Raw genomic sequence first — 20,292 nt, 5'->3', positions numbered from 1 at the left:
AGCCCGTGAGACATTGTTTTTATGAACACAAAAGCGTTCTGACTTCGGGACAGACCCGCCGGCGAGCAGATTTATTTCAAAAAGAACTCTTTACCACCAACAGGATTAAATAATTAAGCAGTAATCGCAGCTCAATCATCTTGTGCATGTAGGTGGGAGTAGATCACCCTTAAGGTGGACATGAGTTGTGCCTTATAGGCTGGCCAGCCAATCGATATGTTGTCGATAAATCTGTTCTCACAAAAATACGCCAGCTTTTTAGCCATATCATTCAGAGGCACTGAAGGGATGGTTTCGAGTAACGCGCTCAGTTTGCGGGCAGACAGTTGAATATCCCGCTCAGAGTCCTCCTGCAGGGCTTTATCCATGGAATTGATATTACTCTGCAAATTCTCAATTAATTGTTGTAATGCTGTGGCCAGCGACGTGATCCCACGCTGGTTCTGCAGATAGGGCAGCAGTTCGAACCATACCTCGGGTTCATCAGGCATAGGCAGTTTGGCAAACTCCGGCACAGGTTGTGCGGCTTTACCGGATTGCTGTCCACTGGCTTGTTTTAGCTCTTCTTTTTGTGCATCAATCAGGGCGTGCTCCTGCTCAGCCAGTTTGCTGGCATGGCTGGCAATCAGTTCCTGAGCATCTTTTAACGCACTTTCTTTATCATTAAGTTGCTGTTTGCTGTTCTTGAGCTCGGTTTCAAGTTCTTTCAGTTGCTCACTCAGCTGTTGTTGACTGCTGTTCTGATCGTTCAGCGAACTCTGGCTGTGCTCATATTCCTCTTTGACCTTGCGTAACGCTTCGGTTAATCGTTGCTGCTCCTGTTGCAGTGCCTGTATGCTGTCTTCCCGTTGCTGCAGGCTGCTTTGCTGTTCACTGACCTGCTGTTTAAGCTGCTTTTCCTGCTCTTCCTGTCGCGCAAGTTTAGCCTGCAGCGCTTCAGCCTGCTCTTTGGCGGTGGCCAGTTCTTTTTGCAGTTTCTGTTCATCAGACTGTGTTTTAGATACGGTCGATTCCGCACCCTTGAGCGCTTCCAGCTTAGCCTCCAGGGTCGACTGCATCTGCTGATTTTGTGCTTCGGCCTGCTCTAATGCCTGTTGTAATTGCTGTTTCTGTTTTTCAATTTCAGCATGGTGCTGGCGCCATTGTTCATCGCTGCCCTCCATCATTTCCCGCTGTTTGCTGGCACGGGACTCTACATCGGCCATTTCCTGTTTGAGTTGTGCCAGTTTGTCCTGTTGTGCTTTACGGGCCAGTTTCTCCGCTTCCACCTGCCGCTGGTGCTCGTCGAGCTGTTGTTGGGTGGCATCCAGTTGCGCCCGCTTAGCAGCCAGTTCCTCTGCCAGCGCCTGCTGCTCGGCCTGCCGCTGCTGATCGCTCTGGGCAATTTTATCAACCTGAGCGGCGGCCCGTTGCTCAACATCCCTCAGCTCTGCTTCCAGTTTCTCTACCAGTGCAGCTTGTTGCGCTCTTTCTTCGTCTGTTTGCTGTTGAGTGCTGTTGAGCTGCTCGGTAACCTGTTGTAACTTTTCCTGTTTTGCTTTTAATTCATCCTGCAGCGCGGCCTGCTGTTGCTGCCATTTTTCATCGGTTTCAGCTATTTTCTGTTGTTGCTCTGCATGACGCTTCTCAACTTCCTGCAGTTCTGATTTCAGTTGATTCAACTCAGCTTCACGGGCGGCGCTCTGCTGCTTTTCATGCTCAGACTGTTGCTTAGCCTGATTCAGTTGTTGCGCGGTGTCATCCAGTTGCTGCTGTTTAGCGGCTAATTCCCGCTCGAGTTGCTGAGTCTGTTTTTCCATGTCACCTTTTTGCTGCTGTGACATCTGTTCGAGCATTTTCATCTCATGCTGCAAGTGCTCTGTGTAACTGGTTTTATTCGCCAGCTCTGCCTGTACCGCCTGGCAGGTAAGTTCGAGTTCTCGGCGTTTTCTCTCTGCAACTTCACTGGCCTTACGCTGATTGGCCAGTCTTTCACGCAGCTTCTCACTGGCCTGGGCGGAACTGACAAGCTGAGACTGAAGATTATTGATCTGCCCGCTGACATCACGAATTTGCTTGTCTTTGTTTTCAATCGAATCCTTCAGTGAAGAGATTTTTGCCTGAGATGCCTCCAGCGAGGCCTGCTGTTTTGATTGCTCTTCTTTTAAGCGCTGAGTGGCTTGTTCGCTGATCGCCAGTTTCTCTTGCGCCTGCTTGTGACTACGCTCACTGTGCTGCAGTGCGTCTGCAATCTGATTGCGCTGGTTTTGTAGCCGGTTGACTTTATCACTGGACTCTTCCAGTTGGGCCTCCAGCTCCGCGTTGGCCTTTTGACTCTGGGTCAGTAACTCCAGGTTCCGCGCATAGTCATCCTGTACTGATTTTAAATGATCACTGATATCTTCATGGGCCTGCTGTAAACCCTTGATAGTGTCCATTTTTGTAGCAAGATCGCTCTCTGCCGCTTGCAGTTTTTCCTGCGTATTTTGTAAAGACCTGGCCCGACTGGCGAGCAGATCCTGGCTGTTTTCTAACAATTGCTGCTTCTCAGCGATTTCACGCTCAGCCGCCTGGCGCAGGTTCACGGCTTCTAATCTGGCCTCATTGGCTCGTTCGAGTGCGCGCAAGTCTGTCCACATGCATAATGTGGCGGTGTGCTGTTGTTGATAAAACAAAGGAACCAGGGTGACCTCGCAAGGCAGGGGGTCACCTTTGTGTTGATGCACCCAGGAAAATTCGATTACCTGCTGGTCTTTCTGCAGCCGGCCCAGATGGCCAGCCATCTCTTCGGCACTTTGTTCCGTCTGGTTGAGTTTCTTGCTGGCCGGCGAAAGCCCAATCAGCTCCTCTTCACTTTTAACATCAAAAAATGCGCAGGCGGCCGGGTTGAGTTTAGTGAAGCCGTCACTGGTGAGCACGGCAATGGGCATATTACTGTATCTGATTAGTCGTTCTAATTGATCACTGAGGTACTGCTGATTGCGTGAATCTGTGATCCAGCAAACATATTTTGTCTCATTACCTGCCAGTTTCGTCACATCCAGCCGGGTAGAGAACAGCTGTTCATCGGCGCCTATCAGACTGGCGTTAAAGTCGTTGATGTGCCCCGTCTGGTGCAATAATCTGGCGGCTTTAGCGGCTTGCTCAGGATTATTAAATAGTTGATAGAATGTTTGTTTTTCCAGTGTTTCCCTATCTTTTCCAAGTAAATCTGTAAGTGTTGGATTGACACTGAGAATCCTGTCTTCATCGTTAAAAACAGCGATACCCAGAGGCGACCGCTCAATCAGACTGTTCAGGGCTTGCAGATTAGCAGCCACTTCCTGCTGCATGGTTTTAATCGGCGTTAAATCTTCAATGATGGCCACAGTGCCTGCATGCTCGTTACCGACCTTGTAGGAGAGTAAGTGCAGATTGATATCCAGCCGCTTAGCGCCGCTGACATTAATGGACGCAGGCTTTTTCCTGGTACCAATACTTCCATGACCACCATGCAACGCTTTAAAGTCATCATCAAAGGCTTCAATCTGATCAATAGATTTGTTTTTGAGCAGGTTTACCTGAACCCCGAACATGCTGGCAAAGGCCTGATTACAATCGATTATTTGTTTGCTGGCATTAAGCAAATAAACAGGTAACGGGGTCACACCCATAAGGGTTTTAACTTGTCTCTGATAAAGTTCAGCCTGCTGTCTGAGTTGCTCAACCCGGGCAAGGTTGGTAACAATCAGCGTGGCTGAACTGACCGTCTTATCGTCCTTTGTACTGTACGGCTGCCCATCTATCTTTACCGGTATAAACTGGTTTTTCACTTCCAGTTTGCCATTGAAGGTCTGGGCCTGACCTTCGCTTACCTGCTGTATAAAGCTGTCCCATTTGGGTCTGTCATCGCTGGCGACAAACTGGCTGAAACTTTCCAGTGATAACTCTCGCTGTGAGTCCAGCCCGAGCAGACTGCTGAATGCAGCGTTCAGGCTCAGCGTAGTCTCATCAAGGTCTAATACGCAGACGCCTATATCTGCATGCTCAATGGCCTGTTCCCGATGGAGGTTAAGGGCTTTTTGCTGATCAATTTTCTGCTGATAGCCGTGAATATCATCTATTGCGACAGATGTGGTGACATCACCAATAGGTTTTTTTTGCGGTGTTATACGCATCCTTGCATGATGATGGTAATGCCCCAACTGACAATGAATATGTACTTCTTTTACCCGTTCCAGTGCATCGGTGATGTCATCTGCTAACTCCTCAGGGCAGACTCCAACAAAGGGCGTGCCAATCAATTGCTCGATTTTCTTTTCAAAAAAGTAAGCGGCCATGGGGTTGGCATAGAGGATAGTCCCTGCATCATCGAGTTGAATAATGCCACTGGCTGAACGATCAATCTGTTCCTGAACCCGCTGCCTCTGCTGATTGGACTCCAGCACAGCGCGTTCCCTTGCCTTAATCCGAAACTTTAAAACGATAACCGAGATCGTTAAACCCAGAATAACAATAAGCACCAGGGTCACCAGACCAGTAAATACCGGTGAGCTCAGGGTTTGTAACGATCCATAAAACGCCCATGCTGAAAAGGAGGGTAAGCTCAATAGCAGGATAACAAATGACTTCATCATCACAGATAAAGACAAAGGCACTGGATAGGACATAGCAATTCGATTCCGACAGTGGTAAGTCGAGTTAAAGAAAGCCCACACTATAGTAGTTAACGAGCACTGATAAAGGGTCGCTGATGCAATTAACGTGTTCGTTTTTATACCTTTTACCGATTAGCATGGCCGATTACTGAAAACATAGCAGAGTATGGCGATTTCGCCCTGCCCTGAGGATATCAACGCTGCCTCAACCTGTTTGGGATGCTGATTAACAGACCCTGCCCGGTAAAAGCGTAGTTTAAATTATACCTGAAACCTGCAGAAGACTTCTCAACACGTAATTTCACATCTGTTTCACGGCGCGGCGCATAAGCTCCGAAGAGTTTATCAACCATGAGGTGTGACGATGCCGGTATCCCCTGTCAGTCGAATTGAATTAAACAATGTGAGTCAGTCATTCACTAACACGAACCACCAGGTTCACCTGTTCCGGAAGTTGACTCTGTCGATAGTGCAGGGCCAGTCTTATGCCATTACCGGCCCTTCGGGCTCGGGTAAATCCAGTCTGCTGATGCTGATGTCGGGACTCGAGGAGCCAACACAGGGGCAGGTAAGCTACCTTCAGGGCGGGCGTATGATGCCTGTGCATCAATTGCGTGAACAAATTGGGTTTATTTTTCAGCAGTTTCACTTATTGCCGGAACTCACTGCACTGAACAATGTTGCGCTGCCGCTGAAACTGCGGGGACACAAAGAGGCGGAACAAAAGGCCAGAGCATGGCTTGAAAAAGTGGGACTTGGCCATCGGCTCGGTCATAAACCACAGCAACTCAGTGGTGGAGAGCAACAACGGGCGGCGATTGCCAGGGCATTGGTGTTTGAACCCCGATTTATTTTTGCCGATGAACCCACCGGAAATCTGGATACCCAATGTGCAGCAGACGTGGCTGACCTTCTGTTTTCCTGTTGCCAGCAAAACGGGGCGGGATTGATTATGGTGACCCACAGTGAGCAACTCGCCGCTCGTGCACAGCAGGTATTTGCCTTCAGCAATGGCACCTGTGCACTGGTTGAAAAGACCCGGTCGGAGGTGCAATGTGTTTAGCAACAACCTCCAACTGGCCTGGCATTTTTATCGCCAGCAAAAGCACCACACGCATCAACGCTTTCTGCGTTGGGTGCAAACCATTCTGATGGTGTTTGTTGTCACCTTAAGTCAGACAAGTGACACAATTCAGGCTTATCTGACCCAAAACTTAAATAATTTGCTCGGCGCCGATCTGGTGATCAGCCAGCAGCGCGCCCTGAGTAACACACAAAAGGCGGAGCTGGCGGAGATGTCACAGCAGATGGTGCTGACAAGGAGCCTGACCACCACCCTGACCCACAACGGCCAATGGCAGCGCGCAACGCTTAAAGCCGTTGGGGAAGACTACCCATTGCAGGGTGAATTGCGCTCATCAACTGCACTGGCCGGAAGCGAAACAACCACCCCGGGAGGCCCGGCAAGGGGTGAGATCTGGCTCGATTCACGACTGTTAGCGAGCTTATCAATGCAGATTGGTGAGCCATTATCCATTGCCGGTCAGAAGCTTCGCGTGACCCGGATTTTGCAGCATGAGCCAGACCGTCTGATGGAAGGGCATAACGTGAATATGCGCGCCTTAATCAATAGTCAGGATCTGGAGTACTTCAATTTCGCGGAAGATATTGTGCAGCACCGTTATCTGTTTGCCGCCAGCCCTGAGCAAATAGAAACCATCGTTAAATGGCAAAAAGCCCATTTACCCGCCGCACAACTGCACCACAAGCAAGGGTCGCACCCTCTGGCGTTGTTCTGGCAACGGACTGAAAACTTTATGGGTCTGGCTTCAATCATTCTGTTTTTTATGGCAGCAATTGCCATCCAACAGCTGACTCAGGTGCAAATGCAAAAAGAACAGTTTTTCACCGCTGTATGCCTGAGCCTGGGTGCATCAAAAAAAACCGGTGTACAAATCTCCGTGATCCGATGGTTGCTGGGTGTGTTGTTTGTGCTGCCCGTGGTACTGCTGATTTCGGCCTTGTGTCACTGGGCGGTCATACAATGGTTAACAACAACATTTGCCGGGCTTGAGTGGCACTGGAACCTCCTGTCGGCGCTGAAAACCCTGCTTGCCACGGCGGTTATTTTTTTCGTGTTTCACTTGCCGGTCTGGTCAGGACTGAATCATTCCTCCGTTGCCCAACTTATTTATAACACCAGCCACAGGCTCAGCAATGGCTTGTCTTTCGGCTGCGCATTGCTTGTTCTGGCGGCCGTGGCTGTTGCCTACTCAGATAACGGATTGTTGACCGCCATGGTATTGGGCGCAATGGCCATCAGCATTGTGCTTATTTTGTTTATCAGCTGGCTGGCATTGTCACTGGGAGAAAAATTAACCAGCAACATCTCCGGCTTACTGCCGTTCGCGCTGTATATGATGAAACAACGATTACTGAGTAAAACCATCCAGATTCTGGGGGTGGGTTTGTGCGCCTTTTTGTTGCTCTTTACGCTGATGCTACTCAGAGACCTGGGGGGCAGTATGCAGGCTTATCAGCGTCAGCACGATGGCAACCTACTGGTGTCGCAGGCCAGCAGCGTGCAAATGGCGGATATCGATGCATGGGCCACAACCCATAATGCTGAAATACGCCAACGAAAACCCTTTATGTACGCAACACTGACCCGCATCAATGGCCTGCATTTGCCTGACTTCAGCCAGAAGCCAAGCGATAGTCTGGCCACCTTTCAGCGCCCGGTTCGTATACACTGGAGCGATGCCGTACCCGACAACAACCGTATTGTCGACGGGCAGTGGTGGCAGCCCGGTGACGAAAACTGGCAGCAGGTTTCTGTAGAGCAGGAAGTCATGACCGATCTGGGTTTGCATCCGGGAGATCGTCTGAGCTTTGTTATTGCCGGACAACATATCGATTTGGTTATTGTCGCCAGTCACGCCTACCAACCAGGAGCCGGATCGATCACATTCTGGCTACAAATGCCGCGCTCGGCGCTTAGCCATATCCTGGCCCCGCAATACTATATGGCCAGCCTGGAACTGCAGAGTCATCAGTTTTCTCTGCTCAGCCAGTTATGGCAGGCTCATCCCTCGTTGCGCATGGTGTCACTGAAGGAGATGACACAACGCTTTGATACGACGTTGGCAATGGTCACCCAGGTTATCAGTGGCTTTGCGGCATTGATTATCATCCTTGCGGGGATTGTCATTGTGTCTTCTGTTCATGCCCTTGAAGCAAAAGAAAAGAAAAAGAACAGCATCATTATGAGTTTTGGATTTTCCCGTAGCACCTGCTTAAAACTCAATGCCATTGAATGGCTGGTGACTGGCGCTATTGCCGCATCCGGTGCCATTGCCGGTACCTGGGCAGCGGGCTTGCTGATTTATCAATCCCAGTTTTCGATGCCTTATCATCCTGATTTCATCTGGCTGCTGGGCACCTTATCCGTGATCTTATTGGTGGTGGCATCAGTGGGTATTGCCGCCAGCAAGAATAGTCTGTCCGGCTCAATTCGGCAGCTTATGGCGGAATAACCCCTGCATTCGAATATCGTTCAACAGCAAGATTCGGTCGCTGCCGTATGTGATGGTCACTTTCCAGTATGCCAGCTTCCTGTATAGCGATAATCGGAGAACCTGTCCGTCGATACTTCGTCAATCTCGGTAAAAAAAGCAAAGGTGCCTTTCATGGCAAGTTCCTGCCGCTCAGGAAGTACCACCGTATCGATTTTAATAAAGCGCAACGTCAGCCTGAACTCACTGATATCGGCACTGAATACCGGAGAAAAGGTTCCGGTATTAATAATTTCAATGGTTTCAATATATTGCTGACCTTTGTCGAAGATGAGCGATCCCTTAAGTTTCTGTGAAGCCTCTTCACCCAACTGGTTCAGATACACAGCAAAACTTGCCTGAAAACGATGTGGATCTTCAGAGAGAAGCTGCAACGTCTCAATTTGAATGATGTCACGCAGTTTCAATGAGGAACTCTGGGGATTGCCATTTTCAGCGTGTTTTTGCTTACTCCTAACAAACTTTCGTACCTGCTTACTGGTTGGCGTTTGCCCATTCATGCTAAGCAAAGTCCATTGCCGGTTAAGCTCTTTTGTCGGCTCGAAAAGCTCAATACTGCTGCTGATATCCCTTCTTCATTTTCATAGCGAGAGATGCGATAAGACCAGTCTTCACGGGAGCTTTGTTCAAATTCAGTGATGGCCCGCGCAACAGTCTGTTGCAAGTAGTGCTGTGAGGTACGCACCGTATGAGACTCAGCCTGTGGTAAAGGCTCCGGGCCAGAAGCCAGGGGCTGTGCCGCAAACCCCATACAAAGATACAACGACCCATACCTGACGTTCATAATATGCCTCTTTGTTACACAAAACAGGCTATCAACCTAGCGGCAGGCTTGTGAAACTGCCGTGAAATTCGTCGCTGGCGGAGGCTTGCAGCAATTACCCCAGGGCCAGACATCGGACAAATCAACATTGGGTATTTTTGCTGAAATCAGTAAGGACATAGATGGCAAGCTATAAATTATCTGAGCTGGCAGAATACTGCATCAACGCATGGACCTCTTAGCAGCATCCGAATGAAGCTAAAAACGATCAGTCCAAAGACGTTAACCCGCTGCGATCCTGGGCCGGTAAAGAATGATCTGTGCTGTGCCCTTACCCTTTTGTTTGGTCATTTCAAATACGCCAGAAAGACCTGCTATTACATCGGTGACTTTGGTTGCGCCATAGCTTCTGGGGTCAAAGTCCGGCTTGGCCCGTTTTAAAAAACTGCCAGCCGGGCCGACATTCACCCAGCCGTCATCATTCTGATAAAGCTCCCAGGCTTTTAACAGAGCGGGGATCAACTCTTCTGCGCCGTTGGTGGTGGTTGAAGGCTTCTTTTCTGATTTGGCTGGCTTGGCCTGCCCGGTATCCAGGTTCTCGGTAAAAATAAAGTCGTCACAGGCATTACGAAAAGATACCGGCGTTTTCTTCTCTCCGACGCCAAACACAAACTTCTCTGATTCTCTGAGCCGGGATGCCAATTTGGTAAAGTCGCTGTCACTGGAGATCAGCGCAAAGGCATCAATACGCTCTGAATAAAGTAAGTCCATGGCATCGATAATCATCGAGGCATCGGTGGAATTCTTACCCGTGGTATAGGCAAATTGCTGAATAGGTTGAATGGCCAGCTCGTTTAAGGGCTTCTTCCAGTTTTTAAGCTGATCGACCGACCAGTCACCGTAGGCCCGCTTTATCAGTACATGGCCATGAGCGGAAATCTCATCGAGTATGGCGCCAAGTTTGGCAAGCTGAGCGTTATCCGCATCAATCAACACGGCTATTTTCTTTTGTACATCCAGATCTTTCATAACACATCCTTATTCAGTTCTTGCGTATAGCGGCATTGCGGAAAGCCCGAACAACCTAAAAAACGATTCCCGGCATGATGACCTCGTTTGGCGGTTCGCTCTGTTAATTCCAGCCCGCATCTGGGGCAGTGTGGTTTTTCATCGGCATCAACCGGAGTTGAAGGCTGTACACCGCGAATCAGCGCAAGCAGACTATGACCATCAATCAGCTCAATGGGCTTATTATGAGCAAATGCCTTAGCCTCCTGAGTAAAGTAGCCGGAGCAGATAATAACAACCTTGGCGGCATGGCTGGCAGTGAGTACGCCAAACATCTCTCTGACGACGCTAACACCCACTTTTTGTGCTCGCCACTGCTTACACTGAACTAAGTTGATATCGCCATTTTTTGAAAGCTGAAGGTCAATGCCACCATCAGCACCGTAATCCCCCTCTACAACCCGATACCCTTGTCGCCGGTAGGCTTCTGCAACCAGTTCTTCAAAGTTGCGCCAGTGCAGCTGGCGGATGGAATTCAGATCCTGTTGTTCATCAAGCTGCCTGGCTTTGCGACGAGCATTCAAAAACGAAAAAGGCGCGGCGAGTAATATAATCAGTGCAAAGTAAGGTGCCGGTATAGCAAGTGAGTTGAACACCGTCTTCAGCACCGGGTTTGCGGTGTTAACAGAAGGCAGAATAATTGCCATGACCAGATAAACCAACCCGGCCAACAACACCGCTACCCACCAGGGGGCCTGAACCAGCAAATAAAAAAAAGCAGGATTTTTGCGTGGCATGGTGTGATCGTCCCTAATCAGATAAAACGCCAGCATATCCGATACCCGAACAACAGTAAGTATCCCCGGAAACATTATTCAACAAAATGCCATACCCAATGTCCACAATCTAAAGAGCCGGATAAGGCAGCGATACGCCTGCATCCACTTTACAACCGTTTCAAAATAAATCACTATGATTCGAAAATAATAATTAATGATCATGAATACAGTGGAACCGCTGAACAACGCTAAGCCTTTTGCTAATAGATTAAAACCGGAATCGGAAATGAAAAGGAATTGTTGGGGAGTAGGAGTATGAGCTCAGAGCACTCGCTCTGGCAGGAGATCCAACAGGGCGAAAGCAAGACTCTGGAATTCAAGCAACAGCTGCCGAAAGGGGAACAATTAGCAAAAACCCTGATTGCCTTCGCCAATACCAGCGGCGGAAAGCTGATACTCGGTGTGAATGATCTGCGCCAGGTTGTGGGTGTAAAGGAAGATGAATTTGATCTGATGGACCAAATTGCTTCAATGGCCCATGACCATTGCCACCCCACCCTGATGCCTAACATCCATCTGGAAACCGTGCAGGGAAAAACACTGGTCATCGTGCAAGTGTACCGTGGTAGCCAGTTGCCTTATTATCTAAAATCCAAAGGCCGGGAAAAAGGCACCTATGTGCGTCTCAGCGCCACTAACCGGCCAGCCAGCCTGGAAATGATTCATGAGCTGGAACGCCAGCGTTTACACCAGAGTTTTGATGAGCAAGCCGCCTGGGATATACCCTTAGCCAACCTTGAGCTGGCACCTCTGCGCAGTGCCTTTGAGCGCATCGGGAAACCCTTCGACAACGCCAGAATGCGGAGCCTTAAACTCATTAAAACAGAACAAGGACAGGATTATCCTACTCATGGACTGCTGATCCTATTGGGCCAGTACGAACAGGCTGAAATCAAGTGCAGCCGCTTCAAAGGCACTGATATGGCAGTATTTCTGGATAAAAAGGAATACACCGGTAATCTGTTCAGCCAGTTGGCACAAACTGAAGCCTTTATAAAAAATCATCTACATCTGAAGGCTGAAATTTTTGGTCTGCAACGTACCGAAACCTACGAAATTCCCATAACCGCAATCCGTGAAGCGCTGGTTAACGCTTTCGTGCATAGGGACTACAGCAATACGGGTAGGGATATTAAAGTAGGCATTTATGATGACATGGTAAATATTGTGTCGCCGGGGGGCTTACCCAATGGATTAACGTTGGATGAGGCCCTCAAGGGCCGGTCGGAAATCCGCAATAAAGTCATCGCCAGGGTATTTAAAGAACTGGGCTATATCGAGCAATGGGGCAGCGGTATTACCCGCCTTCGCAAGCTTTGCCAGCAAGCGGGCAACCCTGAACCAACAATTAAGGAAACCGGGGACTTTGTGGATATCGAGTTTCACCGAACGGTTTCAACCGATGATGCGGAAGGTTCGGAGAAAAGTTCGGAGAAAAGTTCGGAGAAAACACCATCACTGCTTGCGTTGATCCAGCGGGATCCCAAAATCAGCGCCAGATCCCTGGCTGAAGAACTGGGTATTACCTCAAGAGCCGTTGAAAAGCAGATCGCTCAACTCAAACAACAAGGCAAACTCGATCGTATCGGGCCAGCCAAAGGCGGTTACTGGAAGGTTAAGGGATGATGCTCGACACCATCAGTTTTTCCCAGAAGCAGCGCCTGGCTTATATTGATTTCAGTCTGCTGTTTAAAGGCGTTATCTACCGCCAGGATGTAATCAACCGCTTTGAAGTGGGCTTGTCTGCCGCCACCCGTGACCTGAATATTTATAAAGAGCTGGCGCCGGATAACCTGCATTACGATGCCAGAGAACGGCGTTATTTTCAGACCCCGCAATTCAAACCCGTATTTGAGCACGATGCCCGGCGTACCCTGACCAAACTGGCCAATGATATATCTGACGGCTTTGATGCCATCGGCGATATTCACTTCCCGGTGGAATCCCCTTCCAGCCTTAATGTGCCGGATATTTTTATTGTGGCGCGGCTGGTACAGGCCATACTCAACAATAAAGCTGTAAATGTGATCTACACCTCCCTTTCCAGCGGCTCCGGCAGCCGGGAGCTGGTGCCCCATGCCATTGTAGATAACGGCCTGCGCTGGCATGTACGGGCCTTTGATCGCAAAACTCAGAGCTTCCGGGATTTTGTGCTGACCCGTATCAGCAAAGTCACCATTAAAGACTCGCCAGAACAACAGGAACAGGCCCAAGCCGATGCAGAATGGCAACGGCTGATACCGCTGCAACTGGTACCGCATCCAAAGAACGTAGAGCACCCAACAGCAATAGAAATGGACTACGGCATGGAAAACAGCCAGCTACTTATCCAGGTCAGAGCCGCCATGGCAGGCTACCTGCTAAGAAGATGGAATGTGGACTGCACCGAACGCGGCACCTTAAAAGGCGCGGAATACCAGTTGTGGCTGCAGAATCGCTTTACCCTGAATAATGTGGATAATCTGGCGATTGCGCCGGGGTATGGCAAAGGAGGTAATAGGTGATCTTCGATCAACTACTACGACCCCGTGATCAGCAACTAAGCTTAATAGTATAAAAAGGCGTTATATATAAAAAATAAAAACTCATTCAGGTGTTGGAGTAACTTTCATGCTCCACATGTGAACAATATCTTTTCCTGACGACCTGCCTTTCTTTTTACGAACAAAATCATAAACAAGTGATACACCTTTGTTGTTCACAGCATATACCAAGGTAGCCAGCGCTACAGGTTTAGTTCCGAGAGGAGCAACAGAAAATGGTCGGCGATCATAACTTGCTGAACGATGTGCTTGTTCAATGAAACTATAAGCTTTTAACGGGTCATTCGCACCACAAACACTAAAACTTGAGTCTGGGCTAGATACAGTACTGAGGATATGCTCGTAGTTAGCAGATAAAGATTTATACTCCATTCCCACGGCAAATGGTGGAACTCCTATTAAACCTTTTGTGTAGTTTGTGCTAAATGACTCAGAGTTTATCAAGGCACCAAACCTATGCCCTTCATATCCTAAGCAAACAAATAACGTCGAATCAAATGAGTAATTCACATATGGAGGAAGGTACTCAGCTCCTGGACCATCATCAGACAGGTCAAAAGAATAGACTCCTATTGCATTAGTTTTCTTTTCTGTGTAAGCAGTTGGCTGCACATACATTACGTCAAAGTTACGGGACTTTGCATCCAACATCCTCAGAATATGTAACAACTCAGGTACTTGAAGAGAGGTTGCATCCACAAGTACTCTGCCCTCTGGGAGGTTAAAGTCAGAAAGATTATTGATGGAATAATCTTCGTTCGCTATGTTTATCGAGACCGAGTCTCTATCATAAACTGCAGAAGTCAAAACATGACTACGAGTTTTGATATAACTCTCTGACCATATCGTACGATTATCAATCGATTCTGTGGGACAATAAAATGCACAAGAGTATCTCAAATTATTACTCTCCACTTGAATTTCATCAGCAACTCTCGTTTGCCACTTTTCAAATGAAATCACAATAATATACCCTGTTTTTCCTCATCTTCTGTTGCTCGCCATGCGGTCTGATAATGTTTTTTAATCTTTTCATATTCGTCATACGAGCCGACCAAAATACTCTTGAATTGCCGAACTGAAAAAGAAATCCCACGTTTCTTTCGATGAGAAATTCCAAACCTGGGTGAATATATTGGATTAAGTTGAAACTCTTGCGATGTCATTTGAGTTTCATCCTTTATCCGCTTTGAATCGTCAACAATTAGAACTCTCCATGATTTGGCTGATTCGATGAAATCTTCCAACTCTGAATCCTTTCCGGAAAAATCATACTCAATAGTAAATATGTCACGTTCGGGCTCTGTCTGGTAACTGCTTTTCTGGGATATTCTGAAAAGCTCACCAATTCTATTTACCATTTGTGATAACTTATTGCCGTGTGGTGGAAAACTAATTACCTCTTTCACTAAAGCGGAGCTAGTAAGAACAGCACCTTTATGAGATCTTTCCGGGGAAACCTTTGGCATATCTTCAATGCGGCCAAATTCATTAGTTGAATCTTCTTCATTATGTTGTTTGAGGGCATTAAAACATAATTCCTTAAAGTGACGCACATTTGGAGTTGTCATAGTAATGAACCTCTCAAACCCTGCGTATACTGGAAGATTAACGGATGATAATTGTAAATTTAAAGATAGCAACGTATTGAATTCATAGGTACTAATCTTATCTTTTATTTTCTTAGTTCTCCTAGATTTTCTTTCAATATCGTCCATGTAGGCTTTGCTATCATGGCTTTTTTGCTTATACGTTCCATAAAAGGTAATAGCTAAACTTGGATCAGACAGCACACACTTTATTTGCGACTGATTAAAGGCAGATTTAGACAAAGCTTCAGTTATTTTGTTTTTTACTGAATTAAGACTTAACGCCATCGCTGACAGATTTTCTATAGAAGGTGTTGGTAAAATATTTCTAATAAGGCTCAGCACCGCGTCCCTATACTCAGCTTTTTTTCGGTGCTCAATATTTCTTCTATCACCTAAAAATATCGGCTCAATAATTAGATCTGTCGATAAGCCAGCATTTTGCAGTGTAAGTAAAAATATCTCAGCGGCATAAAGCTTATAATCGCTTAATATTAAACTATCCAAATTCTCGACTCTGAAGTCATCGGGAGTTTGCAGCCATTGGTTGCTAGATGTCTGCACTGAGGGCTTAGCATTCGCCTTATATGCGACGTTCCAACAGTAAACATTCGTGGATTCTTTCCTATAGGTATTTATGATTGCTTGTTGGTCATTAGAAAGCAGTTCGAACTCATCAACAAATATTTTTATTTTCGTATGTTCAAGTAAAAGAGTATCTTGCTTCAAACCATCCATCAAATAAATAAACATTTTCTGTGGAATGAGGCTAAGCACGCCGTCTATAACCGGAGGGTTTATTTTTGTGGAAAGTTCATAATTATACTCATCAACTACATTTTTTATTTCATTTGTACTTCTTACTTCTTTTTTTAAAACCTTAGAAACTCGATTAAAAAAACACTTCCCGTTATCTAAATGTGTTTTAACCTCAGGAAAATGATAAAACAATTTATCAATCAATGAGTTTAACTCTAGAAGAATAGAATATCCCATATGTGCGTTAAAAAAATATTCTGCTTTTTCATTGAGCCACTCTTTTTTTAAACCTTGACAGAAAGCAGTATCCGGCTTCCAATACAGTACAATTGCATCAAGTTCTTCTTTGGAAACGTTAATCCGAGCTTTATCAAACCGAGTAGCATGAGAAAAGTATTGTATATAAGTACTTTTTCCAGAGCCTCGGCTTCCCTCTAAAGCTATAGAATGTGAAATCTTTCTGAGATCACATTGATCGATAAAAAATGGAACAACAAACCTGTTATATACACTGTTACTTTCATTTTGCTGCTCCATCCTAGCGGCTGAAAGCTTGTTTAATATATCAATTACTTTCACTAGGCTCTCCTACTAAAAAGTTGCCGCCACTCTGGCTTAATTGGGGAGTTTTGCATCCAGAATATTGAAGGAGATTGGTTGGGACAACCCCACTCAAAGGCTATTGGCAATGCAGAATCGTCTCTTCCTAACCAAAATGGCATATTCTGTGATGCATATCTAGCCTTCATCCCTCGGTAATGAGCCAGTACATTTTGTACGGGATTAATTGGGTCGTTCCTAAATTTACTTTTATCCAAATCAAATAATGAGTGCCTTCTGCCAACTCTTTCAACAGGTAATATCTTTAAGTCGGAATATTTATCCGAAATAGCAACCATACCCGATTCCATGGCAATAAGAGGACAGTATATGATTTTCGGTTCAATTGAACATAAGTTGTTTGCCATAAGATAATCTGAAATCTGGTCTCCACTACCCAATAGATCGTCTATAAGTACAACTGCCTTAGTATCTTTGCTTCGCATTGACAGCCTATTAGTATTTATTAATGAAGAAAGCTGTCTGAATATAGCTCCTCCAGATTCTCCTTCATCACCTTCCATTCTTACAGGTAAAAACTGTATTGGTGAATTCCGTGGATTTTTTAGCAGTTCATCCCATTCAGATAAAGAGATGGTCTGTGGAAATACATCGATACTAATCAAATATTGAAGTAACTCACTATTAAATAATCTAGAAAAACCGGATTCCGCCATTTTTTCGCTGCGAACAATTAATGAATCTAATAGATGGAGAGCTATATACTCATCAGTCCCATTGTCAAAGTTTGATAACCAACTCGTAAATAGATCATACTCCCATGGCCAAATATTAGCTCGACAATACGCCTTAACCCTATCGAGAACGACGGTTCTGAAATCCTGCCAGTCCATTGGTAACTGAATATCAAACATGAGCTATCCTTGAATGATGAAGCTTCTTAATGTTGAATGAGTCAAGTATTTAGCGCCCACTCCCATCGAATTATTCTTTAGCCTTAATAATGCATCGGGATCAGAAAGAATTGACCACAAATGTTGTCTTGTTTGAGTAGAGCAAGCCCTTACCACAATAACGCAATCGCTTACTCGAATACTTCCAGTACCAATAATGGCGGTTCTGGCCAAACATCTAGTACCTACTCTCGCAATCAAGATATCGCCTTGAATAGCTATATCATTTCCAGAGAGATTTGTTTCATTAAGATTTAGTATTTCTGGAGACATTGGTAAATGAGAGGTATGTATAAACTCTTTTTCGCTTTGGTTCAGAAATCTAAAAGATTTACTCCCCCTAAATACTTTAAATTCATCACAATTTATATTAGACGATGAGCTTAAACTGTTGCTTTTGTAGTATTGAAAATCAGCTCTGTTTATGAACTGTTCTTTGTCAATCCAGAAAGATTCACTATTCTCGCCATAACAGATTCTTATCTTTTCATGATTTGATTGTGGCGTATTCGATAAGAACAAAGCAAAGGTCTGAGCATCTGTTCCTTGAAATATACTATGCGGGAGCTGTATCACTTTAGAAACTGTATAGTTACTGCAAAGTAAATCTCTAAGACTTTTCCATCTCTCACCAGAAATAATACCAGCAGGAAGAATGATTCCTATTTCTTGGCCAAAGTTTAATAGCCTTAAATTTTGCGCTAAAAATACTATTTCAGCCGGGATCTTCTTTGTATTGAATGATATTGCATCACTGATCTTTGAATCCCTCAGAATCTTATTAACTTTAGTATCTATAGTCCGAGAGTAAAATGGAGGGTTACTCACGAGGAGGTCTACATTACCGAACTCTTCTGTTATCTTGCTTGGCAGATCAGGATCAAAGCCATCACTCAAGAGAGCTTGTATATCTTTATTTCTTCTTGCATTACAAACATTACTTTCGTCAATATCGACACCAAAGAGATTTGTTCCTTGCCATCGCCTTTTTACAGCATAGAGAAGGCTACCTTTTCCAAAACCGATATCTAAAGCAGTTTTGGGAACGCCACATGACAAATTTCTGACAAGTACGTCACTGTAAAATTCGTCTGTATAGTACTGGTTCAATTCCATTGCAAATACCAAGCTGTGCTATTTCCCAGAGGATATGAGCTTTTTTATAATTAGTTGATGTGGTGTTTTACCACAAATGGAACATAAAACAAAAAACTGACTCAAAGGTCGGTTTATTGAAGCTTATTATCTTGCAAAGAATGGTACCAGAGGCCGGAGCACGATTGTCCGGAACAAGCGTCAACAGCCGCAGGCTGGCCCGAAGGGCGAAGGCCATGGATGGCCTGAGTACTTCGGATACCGGTTCTAGTCTGGCTAATTAAATTCAGGTACAAAAAAACCGACTCACGTCGGCTTTAAGTAACTCTCAAGGAGTTGGTACCAGAGGCCGGACTTGAACCGGCACAGTGTTGCCACCGGCGGATTTTGAATCCGCTGCGTCTACCAATTTCGCCACTCTGGCATCCTATTTTCGGATGTGCAAAGCTCTAAAACTTTGCAAATCTTTGCAAGCATTTTTTCGCTTTTTATAGTCAAAAGGTGCTTACCTTTCAATGACTTGCCAGTGCTATCATGATTAGACGCGTTGTTTTTCGAATCCGCTGCATCTACCCATTTATTCGTCACCTCCTGTGACTCACCTGCTACGCAGGCCAGCTAAAGCTGTTCAAATTTGTTCCCGACAAATTTGTCGCCACTCTGGCACTGTTTTGTGTTTCTCTCACCTTGATAGCGAGAGGGCCGCATTATAGCGGCTGGCTTTGGCCTTGCAAGTATTTTGTCGTACCCATAGAAAAAACGGTGCCGGAATCCGGCACCGTTGCAGTGACGTTAGCGCACGCTCACTAAAAACCAAGCCTCTGCTGCTGACTCCAGCCATCGGGGACTACCCAGGCTATTCTCACACAAAATGTTACCCGATAACATATAATGATATGTTTTTTGTGATTTATTAACTACCCGAAATCTGAAATAATCCCTATTAATTTCAAAAAGATACACTCCATTCAAGCTTCGGGATGTTTGCACCTGGAGCTCCGCTACACTTGTTTTCCCGGCCATTGGTAAGAATAATGACAACAACTAATCAAGCGGTGTACCACTGATGAGAATTGCAATAACAGCTAGAGTTATCGTCCGCACCCTGGCCTTTGCCGGGCTTGTTGGCTGGCTGCCGGTCTGCGCCGGGGAATCACCAACCCGACATAGCCAGGATATGATCACAGACGGCGTATTTACTCAGGGCATTGAAGGCCCGGCGGTAGACAAGGATGGTATTCTTTATGCGGTCAACTTCGCCGAACAGGGCACCATTGGCCGGATAATGGGCGAGAATCAGGCCGACGGTTTTGTGATTTTACCGGGCGATTCGGTGGGCAACGGTATTCGTTTCAACAGCCGCGGGCAGATGCTGATCGCCGATTATGTGAATCACAATATCTGGGCGGTGGATATGTCAGACCGCAGTTTGTCTGTGTATGCCCATGAGCCGGCCATGAACCAGCCCAATGATATTGCCATCAGTGCTGATGATATTGTCTATGCCAGCGATCCAGACTGGGCTTCAGGCACAGGTCAGTTATGGATGATCACCCCGGAGGGTGACAGCGAGCTGATTGAGTCTGGCATGGGTACCACCAATGGTATTGAAGTCAGCGCCGATGAACAGTACCTGTATGTGAATGAATCGGTGCAACGGCGGGTATGGCGCTATACGCTGAGTAAGTCGGGGCGCCCCGTGGATAAAACCCTGTTTTATCAGTTTGAGGATCATGGTCTGGATGGTATGCGCAGCGACAGTCTCGGCAACCTCTATATTGCCCGCTACGGCGCAGGAAGCATCGTGGTGCTGTCACCTGAGGGCAAAAAAATTGATGAATACCGCCTCAAAGGTCAGCACCCTACTAATCTGGCCTTTGGTGGTAAAGATGGCAGACAGGTTTATGTAACCATGCAAAAACGCGGTGCCATCGAAACCTTTGAGGCCAGGCATCCGGGCCGGGCTTTTAAACTGCATCAGTAACCCGATG

At 46.3% G+C, this 20,292-nt stretch carries 14 protein-coding genes and 1 tRNA gene; 5 read left to right on the top strand and 10 right to left on the bottom strand.

Features of this window, described 5'->3' with window-relative positions:
- Positions 1–131: 131 nt before the first annotated feature.
- Complete coding sequence (locus AT746_RS01630) at positions 132–4,628, bottom strand: PAS domain S-box protein (protein WP_062475539.1); 4,497 nt, start codon at positions 4,626–4,628, stop codon at positions 132–134.
- A gap of 352 nt (positions 4,629–4,980) precedes the next feature.
- Between AT746_RS01630 and AT746_RS01625 the strand changes: the two genes are divergently transcribed.
- Positions 4,981–5,679: an ABC transporter ATP-binding protein gene (locus AT746_RS01625; RefSeq protein ID WP_062475535.1), complete on the top strand. Its 699-nt coding sequence runs from the start codon at positions 4,981–4,983 to the stop codon at positions 5,677–5,679.
- A gap of 1,234 nt (positions 5,680–6,913) precedes the next feature.
- The gene (locus AT746_RS20255) at positions 6,914–8,152 is read left to right on the top strand and encodes an ABC transporter permease (protein ID WP_420480309.1); all 1,239 of its coding nucleotides are present in this window, start codon (positions 6,914–6,916) and stop codon (positions 8,150–8,152) included.
- A 56-nt stretch (positions 8,153–8,208) separates the two neighbouring features.
- Here AT746_RS20255 and AT746_RS01615 read toward each other — a convergent pair whose 3' ends face one another.
- The 4 genes from AT746_RS01615 to AT746_RS01600 form a co-directional block, all read right to left on the bottom strand.
- A complete protein-coding gene (locus AT746_RS01615) occupies positions 8,209–8,598 on the bottom strand; it encodes a hypothetical protein (RefSeq protein WP_156413600.1) in 390 nt (129 codons plus the stop codon).
- 89 nt (positions 8,599–8,687) lie between these two features.
- Positions 8,688–8,975 (bottom strand): hypothetical protein, encoded by a 288-nt coding sequence (locus tag AT746_RS01610; protein ID WP_156413599.1) that lies wholly within the window; start codon positions 8,973–8,975, stop codon positions 8,688–8,690.
- Positions 8,976–9,236: 261 nt separating this feature from the next.
- A complete protein-coding gene (locus AT746_RS01605; protein ID WP_062475521.1) occupies positions 9,237–9,983 on the bottom strand; it encodes an NYN domain-containing protein in 747 nt (248 codons plus the stop codon).
- Complete coding sequence (locus AT746_RS01600) at positions 9,980–10,759, bottom strand: restriction endonuclease (protein WP_062483859.1); 780 nt, start codon at positions 10,757–10,759, stop codon at positions 9,980–9,982. Before AT746_RS01600 ends, AT746_RS01605 begins: the two co-directional genes overlap by 4 nt.
- Before the next feature lie 297 nt (positions 10,760–11,056).
- Here AT746_RS01600 and AT746_RS01595 point away from each other — a divergent pair, with 297 nt between their 5' ends.
- Positions 11,057–12,427 carry a helix-turn-helix domain-containing protein gene (locus tag AT746_RS01595; RefSeq protein WP_062475518.1) on the top strand — a complete coding sequence of 457 codons (1,371 nt, stop codon included), beginning with the start codon at positions 11,057–11,059 and terminating at the stop codon, positions 12,425–12,427.
- Positions 12,427–13,305, top strand: coding sequence for a WYL domain-containing protein (locus tag AT746_RS01590; RefSeq protein ID WP_062483857.1), 879 nt, complete (start codon positions 12,427–12,429; stop codon positions 13,303–13,305). The genes AT746_RS01595 and AT746_RS01590 overlap by 1 nt, the downstream gene beginning before the upstream one ends.
- Positions 13,306–13,386: 81 nt before the next feature.
- Here the strand turns inward: AT746_RS01590 and AT746_RS01585 are convergent, their stop codons facing one another.
- The 5 genes from AT746_RS01585 to AT746_RS01565 all read right to left on the bottom strand — a co-directional run bounded on the left by AT746_RS01585 (position 13,387) and on the right by AT746_RS01565 (position 18,725).
- Complete coding sequence (locus tag AT746_RS01585; protein ID WP_062475515.1) at positions 13,387–14,307, bottom strand: hypothetical protein; 921 nt, start codon at positions 14,305–14,307, stop codon at positions 13,387–13,389.
- The gene (locus AT746_RS01580; RefSeq protein ID WP_062475512.1) at positions 14,304–16,271 is read right to left on the bottom strand and encodes a hypothetical protein; all 1,968 of its coding nucleotides are present in this window, start codon (positions 16,269–16,271) and stop codon (positions 14,304–14,306) included. Before AT746_RS01580 ends, AT746_RS01585 begins: the two co-directional genes overlap by 4 nt.
- Positions 16,271–17,167 (bottom strand): hypothetical protein, encoded by an 897-nt coding sequence (locus AT746_RS01575; protein ID WP_062475509.1) that lies wholly within the window; start codon positions 17,165–17,167, stop codon positions 16,271–16,273. Before AT746_RS01575 ends, AT746_RS01580 begins: the two co-directional genes overlap by 1 nt.
- A 3-nt stretch (positions 17,168–17,170) precedes the next feature.
- Positions 17,171–18,322 carry an N-6 DNA methylase gene (locus tag AT746_RS01570; RefSeq protein WP_062475506.1) on the bottom strand — a complete coding sequence of 384 codons (1,152 nt, stop codon included), beginning with the start codon at positions 18,320–18,322 and terminating at the stop codon, positions 17,171–17,173.
- Positions 18,323–18,638: 316 nt separating this feature from the next.
- Positions 18,639–18,725, bottom strand: a tRNA-Leu gene (locus tag AT746_RS01565).
- Between the two features lie 642 nt (positions 18,726–19,367).
- On the opposite strand from AT746_RS01565, the gene AT746_RS01560 reads away from it, so the two are divergent.
- Entirely contained in the window at positions 19,368–20,285 is a 918-nt protein-coding gene (locus AT746_RS01560; RefSeq protein WP_062475503.1) for an SMP-30/gluconolactonase/LRE family protein, read from the top strand.
- Positions 20,286–20,292 lie beyond the last annotated feature (7 nt).

This window comes from Lacimicrobium alkaliphilum, assembly GCF_001466725.1.
Taxonomy (GTDB): Bacteria; Pseudomonadota; Gammaproteobacteria; order Enterobacterales; family Alteromonadaceae; genus Lacimicrobium; species Lacimicrobium alkaliphilum_B.
The sequence above is the reverse complement of the archived record's forward strand: the minus strand, read 5'-3'. Positions and strand labels throughout refer to the sequence as shown.